Genomic DNA, 17,522 nt, shown 5'->3' with positions numbered 1-17,522 from the left:
CATACACCACATGAGCGGACACGGCGCCCCCAGCATTGACCTCACCACCCTTGATCGCGAGACGACGTCCGGACTGCGTCTCGCGATTGTTGCGGCAAGCTGGCATACGCAGATCATGGATGGCCTCCTGAACGGCGCGTTGCGGGCCGCCAAGGAAGCCGGGATCGACAACCCCACCGTACTTCGCGTCCCCGGAAGCTTCGAGCTTCCCGTCGCTGCGGCGCGGCTCGCGCCGCACTATGACGCCGTCGTCGCCCTTGGCGTTGTGATTCGCGGCGGCACGCCGCACTTTGACTACGTATGCCAGGCCGCGACGTCGGGACTCACCGACGTGAGCGTCCGTACCGGAGTTCCAGTTGGTTTTGGTGTGCTCACGTGCGACACCGAACAGCAGGGTTTGGACCGGGCCGGGCTGCCTGATTCGAAGGAAGACAAGGGTCACGAGGCAGTGACCGCCGCACTGGCGACCGCAGTGACCTTGAAGCAGTTCTGATTCCTTAGAACTCCGAACGACGGGGGTGTGAGGGGCAACGTGTGTTGTCCCTCACATCCCCGTCGTCACTTAATGGGCCGAGTCATGGCTCTGGCTCGTGAGCAAGTAGTCTTGAGGGCGTGAAGAATTTCGAGACGCTGTTCGCAGAACTTAGCGAGAAGGCCGCCACCCGACCGGCGGGCTCCCGCACCGTCGCCGAATTGGAGTCCGGAATCCACGGCATCGGCAAGAAAGTCGTGGAGGAAGCAGCTGAAGTCTGGATGGCTGCAGAGTACGAATCAGACGAAGCCGCTGCCGAGGAAATCTCCCAGCTGCTTTACCACCTGCAGGTCCTCATGCTCGCAAAGGGCCTCAGCCTGGCAGACGTCTACAAGCATCTGTAGCCACGCCACCCAGTTCGCCGCGACGCCGACGAAAGCCGCGAACTTGGCAACAAGCCGGACATGGGTGCCAGCGTGGCCGTGTGCCTGTCCCAGACTGAAACCAATCCAACCCAGAAAGACCCCAAATGCTGCGAGTAGCCGTCCCCAACAAGGGATCCCTGTCCGAAGCCGCCTCGGCCATGTTGTCCGAGGCGGGTTACCGCCAGCGGCGTGACAGCCGCGAACTGGTGATGGTGGACCCGGACAACGACATCGAGTTTTTCTTCCTCCGTCCCCGCGACATCGCCGTTTACGTCGGACAAGGAACCCTCGACGTCGGCATCACCGGCCGTGACCTGCTGCTGGATGCGGAGGTCGAGGCAGAAGAATTGCTGCCGCTCGGTTTTGCTGCATCCACATTCCGGTTCGCCGGACCCGTCGGTGACTTCGCCGGCGTCGAACAGCTTGCCGGAAAGCGCATCGCCACCAGCTACGACGGCTTGCTCCGCGGCTACCTTGCCGAGCGGGGCATCTCTGCAAAGGTAGTCCGGCTGGATGGTGCCGTGGAGTCCTCCGTGCGACTGGGCGTCGCGGACGCCATTGCCGACGTGGTCGAGACCGGCAACACCCTCAAAGCCGCAGGCATGGAAATCTTCGGCGAGCCGATCCTCAAGTCTGAGGCTGTGCTCATCCGCCGTACAGGCCAGGGTGGCGCGGCGAACGGGACGGTCAAGGAAATTGAAGTGCTCATTCGGCGCCTGCAGGGAGTGCTTGTGGCGCGCCAGTATGTGCTGATGGACTACGACATCCGGAAGGACCTGGTGGAGGACGCTGCCGCGCTGACCCCCGGCCTGGAGTCGCCCACAGTCTCCCCACTGCGTGACTCCGAATGGGTGGCTGTCCGCTCGATGGTTCCGAAAAAGGAAACCAACCGCATTATGGACGAACTGTACGACCTCGGTGCCCGCGCGATCCTTGTCAGCAGCATCCACGCCTGCCGTATCTGACCTCCGAAATCGCCCATTCCCAGTGGGCCCACCGCAAAACCAGAGGAGTTTTTGATGGCTGTTGCCGTACGCGTCATTCCGTGCCTGGACGTGGACGCGGGCCGAGTGGTCAAGGGCGTCAATTTCCAGGGCCTTCGCGACGCCGGTGACCCCGTGCAGCTTGCCCACCGCTATGACAATGCGGGCGCCGACGAACTGACCTTCCTCGACGTCACGGCATCGTCCGGCAACAGGGAAACAACTTTCGACGTCGTCCGCCGCACCGCCGAGGAAGTGTTTATCCCGTTGACCGTAGGCGGCGGCGTCCGAGGTGTCGCGGAAGTCGACAAGCTGCTCCGCTTCGGGGCGGACAAGGCTTCCATCAATACGGCTGCGGTGGCCCGGCCAGACGTCATCGATGAAATCACCCGTCATTTCGGCTCCCAGGTGCTTGTCCTCTCCGTCGACGCCCGCCGTACACGGCCTGGTGATGCACCAACGCCGTCAGGGTTCGAAGTCACCACTTACGGCGGACGCCAGGGTACCGGCATCGATGCGGTGGCATGGGCCAAGGAGGCTGCTGCCCGGGGCGTTGGCGAAATCCTGCTGAACTCCATTGATGCGGACGGCACCAAGGACGGCTTTGACCTTGAACTGATCCGGCTGGTCCGGGGTGCAGTGAACGTTCCGATCATCGCCTCCGGTGGCGCCGGAATTCCTGCCCACTTCCCGCCGGCCATCAAAGCTGGCGCCGATGCTGTGCTGGCGGCGTCAATGTTCCACTTTGGGCCGGACGACATGATCGCCCAGGTCAAGGACGCGATCCGCGAAGCCGGCTTCGCGGTCCGCTAGGAAGACCGAGCTGAAAGAAATGGCCCGCCGGTGCGTATGCACTTGGCGGGCCATTCACGTATGTTCAGGCGACTTGGGCCCTAGCTGCCTGCTATAGGCCGATTTCTGCCGACTGCAACAACGCGACGGCGTCGGGCTGGCCTTCGAAAGTGACCAGGGCGTGGCCGGTGCGGCCGTGGGCATGCATCAGGAGCTCGCCCGGCTCGCCCACGATGGCTACGGACACGGGAGCGCGTTTCGCCACGTGCCGGGGCCCTGAAGGGCGCACCAGTACGATGCCGAGATCCACCCCGCGATACAAGATGGCGGCCCGCTTGATCAACTCGTCCCAGAGCGCGTCAGAATATGCTTCGTCCAGGGCGCGCGGAGCCCAGCGATCCACTGCCCGGCGGATGTCCTCGGTGTGCACAAAGTATTCGATCAGGTTGGACGACTCGTCCAACGCCTTGATCTTCATCGGCGACAACGGAGGAGGACCCGCCCGGAAGGCGTTGACGAGTTCCGCGTAGTCGTCGTTCGTCTTCAATTTGGCCGCCAGCTTGGCGGTGGCCTTGTCCGATGCCTTGCCCAGGCTTTTGACGAGAAGTCCGATCCCTACAGCTGCTTTGCGTTCCCTCAGGAAGAGGTGCGCGGCAAGATCCCGGGTGAGCCACCCTTCGCAGAGCGTGGGGGAGTCAGGACCGGCGGCGAGGAGGGTTTCGGCCAGTACTTCGCGGGAAGGATCGACGAAATGCATCACTTGTGAAACTAGCACGACAGCCAAGCAGTTGCGCACTGGAACCGCCGCTGAATTTGCGTCCCCCGGGAGGCACTAGACTTGGTCTGATGTCTGAACAGCCCGTCCCCACTCCACCGCTCTCTCCACCGCCCGCCGTGTACCTGCAGGGTGCCACTGAAAGCCCCCTCCCGACGGAGGTCGCCGATGCCCTAAAGCGGGACGCTGCCGGCCTCGTAGCCGCGATCATCCAGCAGTACGACACGAACGAGGTTTTGATGCTCGGCTGGATGGATGACGAAGCCCTCCACCGGACCATGACCACGGGGCGGGTCACCTTCTACTCGCGGTCCCGCCAGGAGTATTGGCGCAAGGGCGACACCTCAGGGCACGTCCAGTGGGTCAAATCTGTGTCCCTTGACTGCGACGGCGACGCCCTGCTGGTCCGTGTGGACCAGGTAGGCGCAGCCTGCCACACGGGAACCCGCACTTGCTTTGATGACCGCAGCTATGCCGTCGTCGAAGGCCACCGGGACTGAGCCGGCCCGGAAGGCTAAACCGGCACGACCATCCACCCAGCATCCTCGAAAAGGCGGAGAACAACAGCCATGCAGGACCTTGGCATCATCACCCCGGGCCTGGAAGAGTTCCGCGAACTCGCAGTCCACAGCCGCGTAATCCCCGTTCGGCTGAAAGTACTGGCGGACGCCGAGACACCCATCGGCTTGTACCGCAAGCTCGCCCAGGGTCAGCCCGGTACGTTCCTCATGGAGTCCGCGGCCGTTGGAGGCTCATGGTCACGCTGGTCCTTCATCGGAGCACGTTCCCGCGCCACGCTGACAACCAAGGATGGCCAGGCCCACTGGATCGGCGCGCCTCCTGTCGGCGTGCCCGTTGACGGCAACCCAGTAGAGGCTGTTCGCGACACCGTGGCAGCCCTGCAGACGGACCGCTTCGAGGGATTGCCGCCCTTCACATCCGGGCTTGTCGGCTTCCTTGGCTGGGAGTCGGTGCGGCACTGGGAGAAGCTCACCAGTCCGCCGGAAGACGACCTGCAGCTGCCGGAACTGGCGCTTAACCTCGTCACAGACATGGCCGTGCACGACAACGTGGACGGCACAGTCCTGCTGATCGCCAACGCGATCAACTTCGACAACAGCTCCGAACGCGTCGACCAGGCGTGGCATGACGCCGTGTCAAGGGTGAAGTCGCTGCTGACACGTATCAGCACGCCTGTGGAGCAGCCAGTTTCGGTGCTGGACAACTCCGTCCTGGATTTCGCCTCGAGCGTGCAGGAGCGCTGGGACGAGCAGAAGTACCTTGAGGCCATTGACCGTGGCAAGGAAGCCATCGTGGACGGCGAAGTGTTCCAGGTGGTGATCTCGCGCCGGTTCGAGATGGACTGCCCGGCCGATCCGCTCGACGTGTACCGCGTGCTGCGGAACACCAACCCCAGCCCTTACATGTACATTTTCAGCCTGGAGGATGCGGACGGCCGTCAGTACTCCATTGTCGGCTCTTCTCCGGAAGCCCTTGTCACCGTCACAGGAGGCGAGGTCATTACGCATCCGATTGCCGGCTCACGCCCGCGTGGGAAGACGGTGGAAGCGGATAAGGCTTTGGCGGAAGAGTTGCTCGCCGACCAGAAGGAACGCGCCGAGCACCTTATGCTTGTCGACCTTTCCCGCAACGACCTCTCCAAAGTCTGCGTGGCCGGCACCGTGGACGTGACCCAGTTCATGGAGGTGGAGCGATTTAGCCACATCATGCACCTGGTGTCGACGGTGGTTGGTGAACTGTCCCCGGAAGCCAAGGCATACGACGTCTTGAAGGCCACCTTCCCGGCGGGAACGCTGTCGGGTGCGCCGAAGCCCCGAGCCCTTCGGCTTTTGGACGAGCTGGAACCGCATCGTCGGGGCGTATATGGCGGGGTCGTTGGGTACCTTGATTTCGCGGGCGACATGGACATGGCAATTGCTATCCGCTCCGCACTGCTCCGCGAAGGACGGGCCTACGTTCAGGCCGGTGGCGGCATCGTTGCGGACTCCAACAAACCCGCCGAAGCACTGGAAACGGTGAACAAGGCGGCAGCTCCGCTGCGTGCGGTCCACACCGCCGCGTCGCTGCACAACATCACCGCAGACTCCGTGCCGGCAGCCACCCGGGCGGTCTCGCCAGAGGCCTTGGCGGACACAATCGACGACGGCGGGACCACCGCTCGATGACCGATACGCCAAGTGACGTCCACACAGGGCCGCACAAGCCGTCAGTCCCCCTTTGGGCACGCAAGTCCACCCTGGTGCTGCTCGCCGCGCTACTGGCCGTTGCGGTCTTCGGTACCACCACGCAAAGCTGGATCGTTGTGCATGTGGATTCGGCCGCAGTCGCGGGGGGAGAGCTCCAGGTCCAGGGCAGCAAGGCGGCGACTGCCGTGACAGCGCTTGCTGTAGTTGCGGTGGCGGGGGCACTCGCTGCGTCAATCGCAGGTCGGGTGTCGCGATGGATTATTTCCGGCATTGTGGTTTTCGCAGCCGCTGGCATTGCCGTGGCAGCTGCTACCGTGCTGGCAAATCCGCTCGCTGCGGCGCAGGGTTCCATCGCAGCCGTCACCGGCGTCTCGGGCGGACAATCGAACGCTACAGCCACCGCATACCCGGTGTTGGCAATTGTCGCTGCAGGGCTCCTCGCGGCAGTGGCCCTACTGATAGTCCCGGCCGGCAGGCACTGGAGATCCCGCACCAAGTACGAAACCTCCGCTCTCCGTGGCAGGAAGGCGTCGGGACCGGTTGACGAAATTGACAGCTGGGACCGCCTGACGCGCGGTGAGGACCCAACGTAAACGGCGGCGATTCGTCGCAGGGACGCATTCCGCGGACATCCGGCATATCCCGATGTCGGGGAGGCTCCCAATAAATGGCAGAATGTAAGCAGCATTGATTCCGAGGAGACTTCCATGAGCAAAACCACTGTGTCCGCATCCAAGGCACCTGCCACCGCCCCCGAAACCCACGGTACCGACCTGGGCCACGGCAACAGCCCGGCGGCGTGGACCTGCGTGATCGTTATGCTGGTCGGTGCGCTGATTTCCTCCATCGCCTTCGTGATCGCCAACACTCCGATCTTCGTCGCAGGTGCCGTTGTGATTGTGGCTGGCCTCATTGTGGGTTGGGCCATGCGTAAGGCCGGTTTCGGCGTCGGCGGCAGCAAGCTGAAGAACTCCGGCCACTAGTCGTGACAGTCCTGGATGACATCATTGTCGGTGTCAAGGAGGATATGGAGGCCCGCCGGGGCCTTGTCACCCTGGCTGAACTCCAAGAGCGAGTAGCGCATGTGCCGCCTGCCCGCGACGCGTGGACGGCACTCGGCGGTCCGTCGTCCCGTCGCGAGGAACTGAAGGTCATCGCCGAGATCAAGCGCCGGAGCCCCTCCAAAGGTCATCTGGCAGGCATAGCCGACCCCGCCGAACTGGCCCGGCAATACGCCGAGGGGGGCGCGTCGGTGATCAGCGTCCTTACGGAGCAGCGGCGCTTCAACGGAACACTCGCCGACCTCGACGCGGTGCGTGCCGCCGTCGACATCCCGGTACTCCGCAAGGACTTTACTGTGGACGAGTACCAGATCTGGGAAGCGCGCGCCCACGGCGCTGACCTCATCCTGCTCATTGTCGCGGCACTTTCCGATGCCCAACTCCGTGACTTCTCCGAGCTAAGCCATGAGCTTGGCATGAATGTGCTCGTGGAGACGCATACCCCGGAGGAAATCGAACGCGCCGTCGCAGCCCAAGCCCGCATCATCGGCGTCAACGTACGCAACCTCAAGACGCTCGACGTCGACCGCTCACTTTTCGCGGCACTTGCCGACCAGATCCCTGCCGAAGCCGTGATTGTCGCCGAATCCGGTGTACGGAACGCTGAGGATGTGGCAGGCTACGCCGCCAGCGGTGCCAACGCCATCCTTGTGGGCGAGGCACTGGTGAGTGACGCAACGCCGCGGGAACGCATCAATGAATTCAAGGCGGCGGGTGCCGCTGCCATAGCCGTCAGGAACTGAAATGAGGAGGGGGTGCCAACGGCGCCCCCTCCTGCCTTGCGGCAATGGAAATCCCAAAACGCTGGTCATCCCAGCAAACCAAACTGGAACAGGATGGTGAGACTGATGGTGGACGCGCAGGCGGCCAGCACAGGAGAAAACGCTGCCGAGGCATTCCTGCAGGGTGGGGCGTCTTTGCGTCACGCCCCGGGTCCCTACTTCGGCTCCTACGGTGGCCGCTGGATGCCTGAGTCCCTCATCGCTGCATTGGATGAGCTCGAGGACACGTTCGAGAAGGCCAAGGCTGATCCAGAATTCATCGCCCAGCTGCACGAGCTCAACAAGAACTACTCCGGCCGGCCGTCGCTGCTGACGGAGGCCAAGCGCTTCTCCGAGCATGCGGGGGGCGCGAGGATCTTCCTCAAGCGGGAGGATCTCAACCACACCGGTTCACACAAGATCAACAACGTCCTTGGCCAGGCGCTGCTCGCCAAGCGCATGGGCAAAACGCGGGTTATCGCCGAAACCGGTGCCGGGCAGCACGGTGTCGCCAGCGCCACAGCGGCCGCACTGCTGGGCCTTGAATGCGTGGTGTACATGGGTGCCGAGGACTGTCGGCGCCAGGCGCTCAACGTTGCGCGGATGCAGTTGCTTGGAGCCACTGTCATCCCTGTGACCAACGGCTCACAGACGCTGAAGGACGCCATCAATGACGCGCTGCGGGACTGGGTGACCAACGTCCACGACACCCACTACCTGCTAGGCACTGCGGCGGGTGCACATCCGTTCCCGGCCATGGTCCGCTTCTTCCACGAGGTAATCGGCGAGGAAGCCCGCGCCCAGATCCTGGAACAGACAGGCCGCCTGCCGGACGCAGTGTGCGCCTGCATCGGCGGCGGTTCCAACGCAATCGGCATTTTCCATGGCTTCCTGGACGACCCAAGCGTCAAGATTTTCGGTTTCGAAGCTGGGGGAGAGGGCGTCGAGACAGGACGTCATGCTGCGACCATCACCCTGGGACGCCCTGGAGTGCTGCATGGTGCCCGTTCCTACCTCATGCAGGACGAGGATGGCCAGACTATTGAATCGCACTCCATTTCAGCCGGTCTGGATTACCCGGGCGTTGGTCCGGAACACTCCTACCTCGCCGACATTGGCCGCGTCAGCTACCAGCCCGTCACGGATGCCGAAGCCATGGACGCCTTCCGGCTGCTGTGCCGCACCGAGGGCATCATCCCGGCCATCGAGTCTTCGCACGCCTTGGCCGGTGCCTTGAGGGTTGGCCGAAGCCTGACGGAAGGGAAGGAAAACCCTGCGGACACCATCGTGATCGTCAACCTGTCCGGCCGCGGCGATAAGGATGTCCAGACGGCCGCTGAGTGGTTCGACATGCTTGACGAGAACGGCCAGGTCAAGGGAACTACCCTGTCCACACGCAAGCCCAAGGGCCCGCAGGGGTCCGCCGCAGACTCCAGCGAGGTCCAGAAGTGATGTCGGAACAGATCACCAGTAAGTCCGCGGCTGCCATCGATCGCGCTCACCGCGAGGGCCGTGCGGCCCTTATTGGCTACCTTCCCGCTGGTTACCCGGATCTGCAGTCCACCATCGACGCCGGCATCGCCATGGCCCGTAATGGAGCCGACCTCATTGAAATCGGCATTCCGTATTCGGACCCGGTGATGGACGGTCCTGTCATCCAGGCTGCCACTACCGAGGCGATCGCAAACGGCTTCCGGGTTGCAAGTGTTTTCGACGTCGTTCGCGGAATTACCGAAGCTACGGATGTGGCCGTGCTGGTGATGACGTACTGGAATCCAGTGGTTCGGATGGGTGTCGACGAATTTTCACGGCGCCTCGCCGAAGCCGGGGGAGCAGGACTGATCACCCCTGACCTCATCCCGGATGAGGCTTCCGAATGGTTTGCGGCGTCGGATAAGTATGGTCTTGATCGGGTGTTCCTTGTGGCCCCGTCGTCAAGTCCCGAGCGCTTGGCCATGACGGTGGAGGCCAGTCGTGGCTTCGTCTACGCCGTCTCCATCATGGGGGTTACGGGTGCGCGCGCGGCAGTCAGCAGCAGCGCCGAGCAACTTGTAGCCAACACCCATGCCGCCGGGGCGAAACGGGTCTGCGTCGGCCTTGGCGTCTCCAATGCGTCACATGTTCGGGAGATTGCCTCCTACGCGGACGGCGTTATTGTTGGGTCGGCGCTGGTCGCGGCCATTCGCGACGGCGGCGTGGACGCCGTGGGGCAGCTCACTAAGGAATTGAGCGTCGGACTGCAGAAGCCCGCCGCTGCCGCTACCACGCAGGAAGAGGCCTAGCCCGTGCAGACAGCCCTCCACGCAGCAGCACTTGCCCCCTTGAGTATCCCGAGCCCGTCCTGGTCCGGTTTCGACATTCCGCTGCCGTGGGGGGCGTTGCGGATTCACGCCTACGCCCTGTGCATTTTGGCCGGCATTATCGTCGGCCTCTGGCTGACGAGCGCCCGCTGGAAGAGCCGAAAGGCCCCAGAGGGAAGCCTGTGGGACATCGCAATTTGGGCCATTCCCTTTGGCATTGTCGGCGGTCGTCTGTATCACGTGTTCTCCTCGCCGGATGCCTACTTCGGGCCCGGTTTTGACGGGACGGGCGACCTCTCCCTGATTCCGCAGATCCAGCGCGGCGGCCTGGGCATCTGGGGCGCGGTAGTCCTTGGTGCCCTCGGCGCCTGGATTGGTTGTCGCCGTGCGGGCGTCAAGCTAACGGCCTTTATCGACGCCGCGGCCCCTGGCCTGCTTCTGGCCCAGGCGATTGGACGCTGGGGCAACTGGTTCAACCAGGAACTCTTTGGTGCGCCCACAACGTTGCCCTGGGGCCTGGAAATTGATCCCACCAACCCGAACTTCCCCGCCGGGATGCCCGCGGGCACGCTCTTCCACCCCACATTCCTTTACGAGTCCGTCTGGAACCTGGTGGGCGTGGCGATCCTCCTCCTGCTGGACCGTCGCTTCCACTTCAGGCGTGGCCAGCTGTTTTGGCTATACGCGGTCTACTACACCCTGGGCCGCGTCTGGATCGAAGCCTTGCGCATCGATGACGCCGAGCAGGTTACGTTGTTCGGCCTTACCACGCGCCTCAACGTGTGGACCAGCATTCTGGTGTTCGTCGTAGCACTCGTCGTTTTCTTCCTCCTGGGCCTCAAGGGTCGTCCGGTTCCGGACACTCCCTACCTGCCGGGCAAGGAACCAGCGGAAGGATCTGAAGAGGGTGCGGGTGCCGCAGCGGTGCCATCGTCCAACGGTAAGGCCGAGCCATCAGAATCGGCTGATGAAGCAGGATCGGCCGACGGTTCAGCGGCACGTGAAGACGCCTCTGAAGTCCCGGAGGGCGCCGATGACAACGATGTCCGTCGGGAGGATGAGCAGTCTCAGGAATCGGCAGCACGACCTCGGGGCCGCCGGGCAGCCGCTGTAGCGCCTGACCAGGACACTTCTGGAGTGACCAGCACCACAGTCCGTGATCCGGACCAGGCTGTCTCAGATAGTGGTGCGCGTGGTAACCTCCCAGATAACCAAAAAGGTCCAGTCCGCGATTCTGACTGAGGAGACATCGGTTCAGAATCCAGCGGGGAACCCGCTGCCGGCAGCCAGTCTTCAGCGGAGGCTAGTGCCACCGGCGGTGCCGGAGGCAGCGCAGCTGGGCCCGGCGTCGAAGGCTGGCGGCACCATGTATGCCAGCCTCGGCAAGAGGGGCACCAGAGCAACCGCTCGGAAGGCCCGAAATCCACAGCGTCGTGGCAACCGGGCAGGCCCGGCATGAAGCAGACAGCTTCTGACCGGTCAAGCCTGGGCCAGTGGCGTGCGTAACTCTTCGTTCCGCGGCGCCGCCTGGCCTACAATTTCCAATTACTAGCGCTTTGTTGTGCCCATCAACCGGCAAACAAGGTGGGGCCAACGTTGTCCCTTCCATACGCACGATCAGGAGGAAGGACGTCTCCCATGACCCAAACTCTTAACGGCCCCAGCTGGTTCGAATCGGACCATGCCACGGCTGCGCTCTCGCCTTTCAAGCGCTTTGCAGCGCTGCCAGAGGCACAGGGTCTCTACAATCCGGACAAGGAGAAGGACGCCTGCGGCCTGGCAATCATCGCTACGCTGCGCGGCGAGCCGGGCTACGACATTGTCGACGCCGCCTTGACCGCGCTGCGCAACCTTGAGCACCGCGGCGCCGTGGGCGCCGATGAGGGGACGGGCGACGGTGCCGGCCTGCTCATGCAGATCCCGGACGAGTTCTTCCGCGCCGTGACGGAGTTTGAGCTGCCCGCCCCAGGCCAGTACGTCGTGGGTACGGCCTTCCTGCCTGCCGAGGAGCGCGAGGCCGCCGCCGCGAAAGCCGGCATCGAGGCTCTCGCTGCCGATGAAGGCCTGACTGTGCTGGGTTGGCGTGAGGTCCCGGTTGTGGCCGACCTTGTGGGTGCCATGGCTCGCGCCTGCATGCCCTACTTCTCCCAGCCGTTCCTTGCGTCCGCAACGGGCGAGGCCCTGGACCGCAACGAGTTGGACTCCCGCGCTTGGCGCATCCGCAAGCGCGCCCAGAACAAGTACGGTGTGTACTTCCCCTCGCTGTCCTCTCGGACCATCGTGTATAAGGGCATGTTGACCACGGCGCAGCTGGAGCCGTTTTACCCGGACCTTTCCGATAAGCGCTTCAAGACAAAGCTCGCGATTGTCCATTCCCGGTTCTCCACGAACACGTTCCCTTCGTGGCCGCTGGCCCAGCCGTTCCGCACCATTGCCCACAACGGTGAGATCAATACGGTCAAGGGCAACCGGAACTGGATGCGCGCCCGTCAGTCCCAGCTGGCCAGCCCGCTGCTCGGAGACACCCCGGAAGAGCTCTACCCGATCTGCACCCCTGGCGCTTCAGACTCCGCGTCATTCGACGAAGTCGCCGAGTTGCTGTGGCTGTCTGGCCGGCCCATCACGCACGCCATCATGATGATGATCCCTGAGGCCTGGGAGAACCACGCCACCATGGATCCGGCTCGCCGGGCGTTCTACGAGTACCACTCCCTTTTGATGGAGCCCTGGGACGGCCCTGCCGCCGTGTCCTTCACCGACGGAAACCTGGTTGGCGCCACCCTGGACCGCAACGGCCTGCGCCCCGGCCGTTACTGGATCACGGAAGACGGCTTGGTGGTCTTCGCGTCCGAGGTGGGCGTCATCGACGTCGAACCCGCCAACGTCGTCAAGAAGGGTCGCGTGTCCCCGGGCAAGATGTTCCTGGTAGACACGGACGCCGGACGCATCATCGACGACGCCGAGGTCAAGGCCGAGGTGGCATCCGCCAACCCGTGGTCCGAGTGGGTCAAGGACAATCTGATCGACCTCAAGAGCCTCCCAGAGCGCGAACACGTTGTGCACACGGCCGCGTCCGTCAACATCCGTCAGCGCACTTTCGGCTACACCACCGAAGAGCTGAAGATCCTCCTGGGCCCGATGGCCCGCACCGGCGCTGAGCCCCTGGGCGCCATGGGTTCGGACACACCTGTTGCCGTGCTGTCCAAGCGCCCGCGCCTGCTGTTCGACTACTTTGTGCAGTCCTTCGCGCAGGTCACCAACCCGCCGCTGGATGCCATTCGCGAAGAGCTCGTCACTTCCCTGACCTGCGCCATTGGCCCTAATGGAAACCTCCTGGACACCAAGCAGGTACGCCAGCCGCAGGTATCGGTGCCTTTCCCGGTCATCAACAACGACCAGCTCGCCAAGATCGCCAACATTGAAAACGCCGACGGCGACAAGGTCGCCATGAAGGTGCGCGGCCTCTATCGCCCCGAAGGGGGTGAGGCGTCCCTGCGTGCACGCCTCACCGAAATCTGCGAGCAGGTTTCCGGCGCGATCAACCGCGGCGTGCAGTACATCGTGCTGTCCGACCGTGACTCGAATGCCCAGTGGGCCCCGATTCCGTCCCTCCTGCTGGTCAGCGCCGTACACCACCACCTGCTTCGCAGCGCAAACCGGACGAAGACCGCGCTTGTGGTGGAGGCTGGCGATGTCCGCGAGACGCACCACGTCGCAGTCCTGGTGGGCTACGGTGCCTCGGCCGTGAACCCGTACCTGGCCATGGAGTCCGTTGAGCAGCTCATTCGGACCGGCGAGGTGACCGGAGTCACCCCTGAGGACGGCGTCTACAACCTCATCAAGGGCCTGGGCAAGGGCGTCCTGAAGATCATGTCCAAGATGGGCATCTCCACCGTCGCGTCCTACTGTGGAGCACAGACATTCGAGGCGCTGGGCCTGTCCCAGGAACTGGTGGACGAATTCTTCTCCGGTACGCACTCACAGCTCGGCGGCGTTGGCCTGGAAGTCATCGCGGCCGAAGTGTCGGCACGGCATGAGATGGCATACCCCGAAAACGGCATCGAGCAGCCGCACCGCCCACTCCTCGGAGGCGGCGAATACCAGTGGCGCCGCGACGGCGAACCGCACCTGTTCAATCCGGAGACGGTCTTCCGCCTGCAGCACTCCACGCGCGAACGCCGCTATGACATCTTCAAGGCGTACACCAAGGGTGTTGACGACCAGTCCGAGAATTTGATGACCCTGCGCGGGCTCCTCAAGTTCAAGACGGGAGTCCGTCCGGCCGTTCCCCTTGAGGAAGTCGAGCCCGTTTCGTCCATCGTGAAGCGCTTCTCGACGGGTGCCATGAGCTACGGCTCCATCTCCAAGGAAGCCCACGAGACCCTCGCTATCGCTATGAACCGGCTGGGAGCCAAGTCCAACACCGGTGAAGGTGGCGAGGACATCGACCGGCTCCTGGATCCGGAGCGCCGTTCAGCAATCAAGCAGATCGCTTCGGGACGCTTCGGCGTCACCAGCCTGTACCTGACCAACGCTGAAGACATCCAGATCAAGATGGCGCAGGGTGCGAAGCCAGGCGAGGGTGGCCAGCTGATGGCGCAGAAGGTTTACCCCTGGGTGGCCCGCACGCGTCACTCGACCCCCGGTGTTGGACTCATTTCCCCGCCCCCGCACCACGACATCTACTCGATCGAGGATCTGGCGCAGCTCATCTACGATGCCAAGCGTGCCAACCCTTCGGCCCGCGTCCATGTCAAGCTCGTCTCCGAGGTGGGCATCGGCACCGTCGCGTCCGGCGTGACCAAGGCGAAGGCCGACGTCGTACTGGTTTCCGGTCACGACGGCGGTACCGGCGCCTCGCCGCTGAACTCCCTGAAGCACGCGGGTGTTCCGTGGGAGCTCGGCCTCGCCGAGACGCAGCAGACACTGATGCTCAATGGCCTGCGTGACCGCGTTGTGGTTCAGGTGGACGGTCAGCTGAAGACCGGGCGGGACGTTGTCATCGCTGCCCTGCTTGGCGCCGAGGAGTATGGCTTCGCCACTGCTCCGCTGGTGGTATCCGGCTGTATCATGATGCGCGTTTGCCACTTGGACACCTGCCCAGTTGGCGTTGCCACGCAGAACCCGGAGCTGCGCTCCCGCTTCACCGGCAAGCCTGAATTCGTGGTCAACTTCTTCGAGTTCCTGGCAGAAGAGGTACGCGAGCTGCTTGCCGAGCTTGGTTTCCGCAGCCTCGAGGAGGCCATCGGCCACGCCGAGGTGCTTGACTCCCGTGAAGCGATCGACCACTGGAAGGCTGACGGCCTGGATCTGGATCCGATCCTGCACGGCCTGGAGTTCGACGACGATGTTCCGTTGCGGAACCTGACCGGTCAGAACCACGAGCTCGACAAGCACTTCGACCAGCGGCTTATCACCATGGCCGCCGAAGCGCTGAGCGACCGCTCGCCGGTGAAGATTTCACTCGACGTGATCAACACCGATCGTTCCGTGGGCACCATGCTCGGCCACGTGGTCACCAAGATCTTCGGCACGGACTACCTGGCCACGGACACCATCGACGTCACGCTCAACGGGACGGCCGGGCAATCCCTCGGCGCCTTCCTGCCGCAGGGCATCACCCTCCGCATGCACGGCGACTCCAACGACTACGTCGGCAAGGGCCTTTCCGGCGGACGCATCATCGTTCGTCCGGACCGTACCAACGTGTTCCCGGCAGAACAGAACGTCATTGCCGGCAACGTCATCGGCTACGGCGCCACCAGCGGTGAGCTGTTCCTGCGCGGTCAGGTTGGCGAACGGTTCCTGGTCCGCAACTCCGGTGCCACCGCCGTCGTCGAAGGCATTGGTGACCACGGTTGCGAATACATGACCGGTGGCCAGACGCTGATCCTCGGCCGGACCGGCCGCAACTTTGGCGCTGGCATGTCCGGCGGAACCGCCTACGTGCTGGACCTGCGCACGGAACGCGTGAACAAGGAAGCACTCGAGTCCGGCGAACTGCAACTGCGGGAACTGGACGCCGAGGATCGCGACATCGTCCACGGCCTCCTCGTCAAGCACGTCGAGGAAACCGACTCCGCCCTGGCAGCGCGCCTGCTCGACAACTTCGACGACACCGCTGCGCGCATCACCAAGGTACTGCCGCGTGACTACGCGGCTGTCCTGCAAACACGTCTCGACGCCATCGAAGAGGGCCTGGACCCCGACGGCGAAGAAGTATGGTCTCGAATCCTGGAGGTAACCGGTGGCTGATCCCCGCGGCTTTCTGAAAGTACGGCAGCGGGAAACGCAGCCACGGCGTCCTGTTCCAGTCCGCATCATGGACTGGAAGGAAGTCTACGAAGCCCAGGACAAGGGCGTGCTCAAGAGCCAGGCCGGCCGCTGCATGGACTGCGGTGTTCCGTTCTGCCACCAGGGCTGCCCCTTGGGTAACCTCATCCCGGAGTGGAACGACCTGACGTGGCGCGGCAAGGGCCACGAAGCCATCGAGCGCCTGCACGCCACGAACAACTTCCCGGAGTGGACCGGCCGCTTGTGCCCGGCACCCTGTGAGGCGTCGTGCGTGCTGGGCATCAACCAGCCCGCCGTCACCATCAAGCAGGTGGAGGTGTCCATCATTGATGAGGCGTTCGAGAACGGCTGGGTTGAGCCGCTGCCGCCCGCCCGCCTCACGGGCAAGACCGTCGCCGTCGTCGGGTCCGGCCCTGCCGGCCTCGCAGCCGCGCAGCAGCTGACCCGCGTGGGACACACCGTTGCCGTCTACGAGCGTGACGACAAGATCGGTGGCCTACTGCGCTACGGCATCCCCGACTTCAAGATGGAGAAGGAACAGGTTGACCGCCGCCTGGAGCAGATGAAGGCCGAAGGCACGCGATTCCGTACCGGCGTCAGCGTGGGCAAGGACGTCACCTGGGAGCAGCTCCGTCGTCGTTATGACGCGGTTGTCATCGCTACCGGGGCCACGGTCCCGCGCGATCTGCCTATCCCGGGCCGCGACCTGGACGGCGTCCACTTCGCCATGGACTACCTGGTTCCGTCCAACCGACTGGTGGCCGGAGAAAGCCCGGACAACCACATCGATGCCCGCGGCAAGCACGTCGTGATCCTCGGTGGCGGCGACACCGGCGCTGACTGCATCGGCACCGCACACCGCCAGCAGGCCGCTTCCGTGACCACACTTGCAATTGGCAAGCAGCCTCCCTTGGAGCGTGCGGCGCACCAGCCGTGGCCAATGTTCCCGAACCTCTTCGAGGTCGCCAGCGCCCACGAAGAGGGCGGCGAGCGTACCTACCTTGCCTCGACTGTTGAGTTTGTCGGCGAGAACGGAAAGCTCACGGGCGTAAAGGTCGCCGAGACTGAATTCGTTGACGGCAAGCGGCTCCCGAAGGCTGGTACGGAACGCATTATCCCGGCGGACCTGGTGTTCCTGTCACTCGGCTTCACAGGTGCCGAGCCCGCCGGTATCACCGAGCAGGTCCACGCCGAATTCGATGGCCGTGGCAACGTGGCCCGCGACGGCTACTACATGACCAACACCGAGGGTGTGTTCGTGGCTGGCGACGCCGGTCGTGGCCAGTCCCTCATCGTGTGGGCCATCGCGGAAGGCCGTGCCGCAGCTGCCGCTGTGGACAAATTCCTGATGGGCGACACCATTCTCCCTGCTCCTGTAGCACCGACCGACCGCGCCATCTCGGTCCTATAACTTCCCGTCCCCGTTCCGATGAGCGCTTGTTGTGCTTTACG

Annotated in this window: 15 protein-coding genes; 14 read left to right on the top strand and 1 reads right to left on the bottom strand. The window is 63.8% G+C overall.

The genetic code is table 11. The annotated features are described in order from the left end of the window. Positions 1-10 precede the first annotated feature (10 nt). The 4 genes from ribH to hisF all read left to right on the top strand — a co-directional run bounded on the left by ribH (position 11) and on the right by hisF (position 2,693). Positions 11-493: a 6,7-dimethyl-8-ribityllumazine synthase gene (gene ribH / locus LD110_RS07590; protein ID WP_225497904.1), complete on the top strand. Its 483-nt coding sequence runs from the start codon at positions 11-13 to the stop codon at positions 491-493. 119 nt (positions 494-612) lie between these two features. Beyond that, positions 613-876: a phosphoribosyl-ATP diphosphatase gene (locus LD110_RS07585; RefSeq protein ID WP_225497903.1), complete on the top strand. Its 264-nt coding sequence runs from the start codon at positions 613-615 to the stop codon at positions 874-876. 125 nt (positions 877-1,001) lie between these two features. Continuing rightward, entirely contained in the window at positions 1,002-1,862 is an 861-nt protein-coding gene (gene hisG, locus LD110_RS07580) for an ATP phosphoribosyltransferase (protein ID WP_225497902.1), read from the top strand. A gap of 54 nt (positions 1,863-1,916) precedes the next feature. After that, positions 1,917-2,693 carry an imidazole glycerol phosphate synthase subunit HisF gene (hisF, locus tag LD110_RS07575; protein WP_225497901.1) on the top strand — a complete coding sequence of 259 codons (777 nt, stop codon included), beginning with the start codon at positions 1,917-1,919 and terminating at the stop codon, positions 2,691-2,693. Between the two features lie 91 nt (positions 2,694-2,784). Here hisF and LD110_RS07570 read toward each other — a convergent pair whose 3' ends face one another. Next, positions 2,785-3,429: a TIGR03085 family metal-binding protein gene (locus LD110_RS07570; protein ID WP_225497900.1), complete on the bottom strand. Its 645-nt coding sequence runs from the start codon at positions 3,427-3,429 to the stop codon at positions 2,785-2,787. Between the two features lie 89 nt (positions 3,430-3,518). Between LD110_RS07570 and hisI the strand changes: the two genes are divergently transcribed. The 10 genes from hisI (at position 3,519) to LD110_RS07520 (ending at position 17,481) form a co-directional block, all read left to right on the top strand. After that, the gene (hisI, locus tag LD110_RS07565) at positions 3,519-3,947 is read left to right on the top strand and encodes a phosphoribosyl-AMP cyclohydrolase (protein WP_225497899.1); all 429 of its coding nucleotides are present in this window, start codon (positions 3,519-3,521) and stop codon (positions 3,945-3,947) included. 69 nt (positions 3,948-4,016) lie between these two features. Then, positions 4,017-5,633 (top strand): anthranilate synthase component I, encoded by a 1,617-nt coding sequence (locus LD110_RS07560; RefSeq protein WP_225497898.1) that lies wholly within the window; start codon positions 4,017-4,019, stop codon positions 5,631-5,633. Further along, positions 5,630-6,247, top strand: a complete 618-nt coding sequence (locus LD110_RS07555) for a Trp biosynthesis-associated membrane protein (RefSeq protein ID WP_225497897.1) — start codon at positions 5,630-5,632, stop codon at positions 6,245-6,247. Before LD110_RS07560 ends, LD110_RS07555 begins: the two co-directional genes overlap by 4 nt. Positions 6,248-6,361: 114 nt before the next feature. Next, on the top strand, positions 6,362-6,637 hold the full coding sequence (locus tag LD110_RS07550) for an HGxxPAAW family protein (RefSeq protein ID WP_225497896.1): 276 nt from the start codon (positions 6,362-6,364) through the stop codon (positions 6,635-6,637). Between the two features lie 2 nt (positions 6,638-6,639). Next, positions 6,640-7,458, top strand: coding sequence for an indole-3-glycerol phosphate synthase TrpC (trpC, locus tag LD110_RS07545; protein WP_225497895.1), 819 nt, complete (start codon positions 6,640-6,642; stop codon positions 7,456-7,458). Positions 7,459-7,563: 105 nt separating this feature from the next. Beyond that, positions 7,564-8,928, top strand: a complete 1,365-nt coding sequence (trpB, locus tag LD110_RS07540; protein ID WP_225497894.1) for a tryptophan synthase subunit beta — start codon at positions 7,564-7,566, stop codon at positions 8,926-8,928. Beyond that, positions 8,928-9,758 (top strand): tryptophan synthase subunit alpha, encoded by an 831-nt coding sequence (trpA, locus tag LD110_RS07535; RefSeq protein WP_225497893.1) that lies wholly within the window; start codon positions 8,928-8,930, stop codon positions 9,756-9,758. Before trpB ends, trpA begins: the two co-directional genes overlap by 1 nt. A 3-nt stretch (positions 9,759-9,761) precedes the next feature. Next, positions 9,762-11,018, top strand: coding sequence for a prolipoprotein diacylglyceryl transferase (gene lgt, locus LD110_RS07530; RefSeq protein ID WP_225497892.1), 1,257 nt, complete (start codon positions 9,762-9,764; stop codon positions 11,016-11,018). A 396-nt stretch (positions 11,019-11,414) separates the two neighbouring features. Then, entirely contained in the window at positions 11,415-16,031 is a 4,617-nt protein-coding gene (gltB, locus tag LD110_RS07525; RefSeq protein WP_225497891.1) for a glutamate synthase large subunit, read from the top strand. After that, the gene (locus LD110_RS07520) at positions 16,024-17,481 is read left to right on the top strand and encodes a glutamate synthase subunit beta (protein WP_225497890.1); all 1,458 of its coding nucleotides are present in this window, start codon (positions 16,024-16,026) and stop codon (positions 17,479-17,481) included. The genes gltB and LD110_RS07520 overlap by 8 nt, the downstream gene beginning before the upstream one ends. Positions 17,482-17,522 lie beyond the last annotated feature (41 nt).

Origin of the sequence: Arthrobacter sp. M4 (assembly GCF_020251205.1) — a bacterium.
Taxonomy (GTDB): Bacteria; Actinomycetota; Actinomycetes; order Actinomycetales; family Micrococcaceae; genus Arthrobacter.
This window is presented reverse-complemented; position numbering and strand designations above follow the sequence as displayed.